This window comes from Mycobacterium sp. TH-M25 (assembly GCF_057473665.1).
In genome coordinates, this window is record NZ_JBYCLA010000282.1 from 1 (window position 1) to 3429 (window position 3429).

The 3429-nt window shown below is 64.4% G+C and carries 2 protein-coding genes; both read right to left on the reverse strand.

What is annotated here, in order from left to right:
- On the reverse strand, positions 1-208 hold a 208-nt coding region (locus AC2VOU_RS09550), incomplete at its 3' end, for a beta-ketoacyl synthase N-terminal-like domain-containing protein (RefSeq protein WP_486957154.1).
- On the reverse strand, positions 205-3429 hold a 3225-nt coding region (locus tag AC2VOU_RS09555; protein WP_486957155.1), incomplete at its 5' end, for an SDR family NAD(P)-dependent oxidoreductase. The genes AC2VOU_RS09550 and AC2VOU_RS09555, both read right to left, overlap by 4 nt.

The following is a 3429-nucleotide window of genomic DNA, read 5'->3' on the forward strand; positions in this document are numbered from 1 at the left end:
CCCGAACGATGCCATTTCGCCCATCGCGCAACAGATCCCAGAACTGTTCGGGGTTGTTGACCCCGCCCGGGAATCGGCACCCCATGCCGATCACTGCGATCGGCTCGGTGCTGGACTTTTCGGCGATTTCCAGGCGTGCGGTGAGATCATCGATCTTGTGCAACGCCTCGGTGATGATCGCCCGGCGATCAGGTGTCGCGGCGGTCATTGCGTTCCTCTTAGTCTTTCCGAAAGTTGTTCCAACAACTCGGCTTCGGTGAATTCGTCATACGCGTCGGCCGTTGCCGGCTCAGATGGTGCTTCTGTTTGCAGGAGCTCAGGCAGGATGGTGGCCAGATAGTCGGTAAGGCTGTACACGGTCGGGTAATCAAAGACGACAGATGCCGGCAAAAATTCGCCAAGACTGTCCGACAAGGCTCGTTGCAGCGTCACGCTCATCAGCGAGTCCATGCCAAGTTGGAAGAAGCCGGCCGACGGGTCCAGCGTTTCGGCGGGAGGCATTCCCATCACCTTGGCGGCTAAGGCGCTGACGTGGTCGAACAACATGTCGTGTCGGCGTTCTGCCTGGCAGTTCCGTAGGGCTTTGCGGAATTCGCTTTCCTGCATCGGCACCTCGCCCGGCGCGGGCAACAGGTCGTCGACCATGCGCAGCGCCCCGCGGGTGCGGTATGCGGCGGCCAATAGCGGCCAATCCGCTGCCACCACAACCGAATGCACTGGCGCGTCCGGGTTCATCACCAGCGGCAGCGCCCCGATCGCCACTTCGTCAGCCATGGGTTGCAGGCCGGATTCAGCGCTCACCTGGGTCGCGTCTTGCTGCGCGTCGGCCAGCGATTTCCACAAACCCCAGGCCACGACGGTGGCTGGCAGTCCTACCAGCCGCCGGGCGTAGCCCAGAGTGTCCAGGAAGGCACTAGTCGCGGTGTAGTGCGCCAGCCATCGCGAGCCGATGAGACCTGAGATCGAGGAGAACGAAACAAAGTACTTCACAGGCTGTTTCAGCGACAAACGGTGCAACAGCGATGCGGCGTTCAGTTTGGGTCGGAACATCGCGGCCACGTCGTCATCGGTCATATCGCTCAGCAATACCGGCTGGCCGGCAAAGGCCGCCAAGTAGATTCCCTCCAGCGGAGGCAGATCCACCCCGAACCGATCGAACAGGGCGGTCATCGCGGCGGGGTCGGTCGCATCCGCGGCGACTGAGATGAGGTTCGTCCCGGTTGCGGCGAGGCTCGCGGCCAACTCCGCCAGCCGGGTGCCGGGATTGCGGGACACGGTGACGATCGTCGTGGCCCCCATTGCGGCGAGCTGACGGATCAGGTGCGGTCCGATGTTTCCGGTGGCCCCGATGACGAGCTGACTGGTGGCTTGCCCCGAACTCAGTTTCACCGGCGACACCGCGGATGCGGTTCGCCGCTGCAGCCGCGGCGCGCGGCGCACACCCGCTCGGTAGACGACCTGGTCCTCTCGGTCTTTTTCGTCCTGGCCGGTGACTTCGTCCAATACGCACCGCGCGGCCAGCTCGGGAGGCATCGACTCATCGAGATCGATGACACCACCCCAAATTTCGGGATGCTCCAGCGCCAGTGTGCGGCCGAAACCCCACAGCACCGCGTGGGCGGGATTGGCGCGCTCACCCACTGCGATGGGTTGGGCATTGCGGGTCACGACGACGAGCTTCGGTTTCGAGGTACCCACGACCATCGCGGCCGCTAACCGTCGCACCGCATGGAACAGCCGGTACCCGGGCTCCGGATCGACAGGGTCGACCGATTCGGCTGAGACCGGCGGTGCGTAGAGCACGTTGTCGACACCCCGTAAAGCGTTGTGCAGGTCGTGCAGCGTGCTCGCATCATGATCAAGCGCCGAAGGTGCGAGGACTTCAACCCGGGACGCAGGATCGGCCACCATTGCCAACCGGGCCAGTTCGTCCGACAGCCCGGGATCGGATACCACCAGCCACGAGCCGCTGTTGGCCGGCGCCGCACCAGGCTCACTGGTCCGGGGGCGAGCCGGCCAGTCAAGCTGGTAGCTCCAGCTATCGAGCTCGGTGTTTCCGGTTCCGGTCGCGTGCATCGCAACCCCGTTGCGGTCCGGATGTTGCAGCGCGGTCGTGCTTGCCGGCGATGTGGTGATCCAGTGGCGGGTGTGTTGCCAAGGGGTGGTGGGGATGCGGGGGTGCGGCTCGCACGGATGAGGGACGTCAGGCGGGCTGGCCGGACGGGCGGTGTTGAGGTTGGTGCGGAAGGTGATGGTGTCGTCGGTATCGCGTTGCAGGGTCCCGATACTCAAGTATTCGCGATACTTACTTTCGTGCTGCACGCTCTCACACGTGTCGGTAATGGCTTGAGTCAATAGCGGGTGTGCGCTGATTTCGATGAAGGTGTGGTGGTTGCTAATGGCGTGGGTGATCGCCTGCTGGAAGCGTACTGGGTTGCGCATATTGGTGGCCCAGTGCTCGGCATCGAACACCGGGCGCGAGCCGAGGTCAGCGTAGGTGGTGGAAAGGATCGGAATCGTCGGGGTCCGCGCAGCCAAATCGGCAAGCTCGGAACGCATCTGAGGCTGTAGCGCATCCATCGCCGGATTGTGCGGAGCCACTTCGATATTGACCCGACTGGCGAACCGGTTCTGCGCGCGCACCCGGTCGATCAACTCATCGATCTGTTCGGTGGGCCCGGCGATCACCGTTTGGCGCGGCGAGTTGTAAATCCCCAACGTCACCTGCGGATAGTCGGCGATCAACCCCTCCGTCTCGGCCGCGTCAAGCTCGAGCAGCGCCATGCCGCCCTGCCCGGACAGCGGAGCCATCAGCCGCGACCGGGTAGCGGTCACCCGCAGCCCCTCGGCAGCAGTCAGCGCCCCAGCCACCACCGCGGCGGCCACCTCACCCATCGAATGCCCGATCACCAAATCCGGTTGCACCCCGTAAGACCGCCACAACTCGGTCAGCGTCAGCTGCATGCCGATCAAACCCAGCTGGATCTGCTCGATACCAACCAGTTCCTTACCATTAGCCAGCACATCGTGCAGCGAGAAACCGGCATGGGCGACAAACACCGGCTCCAACTCGGCCACCGCAGCCGCGAAAGCCGGCTCATCAGCCAATAACTGGCGCCCCATCCCCGCCCACTGCGAACCGCGCCCCGAATACACAAACACCGTTCCCGGCCCAGGCGTGCCATCCTGCGGCCCGACCACACCGGGCGCCTGCTGGCCAGCGGCCAACGCCCGCAATCCCGCCACCGCCTGGACCCGGTCACGAGCGACCACGGTGCCAAACTTGGCGTGCCGCGACCGATGATGATTCAACGTGTGAGCCACATCAGCCAACGCCACCTCAGCGCCGGCCCCCTCAATCCAATCGGCCAGCACCCCCGCCGTCGCTGCCACCCGCTGCACCGTCTTACCCGCCACCACCAGCGTCGA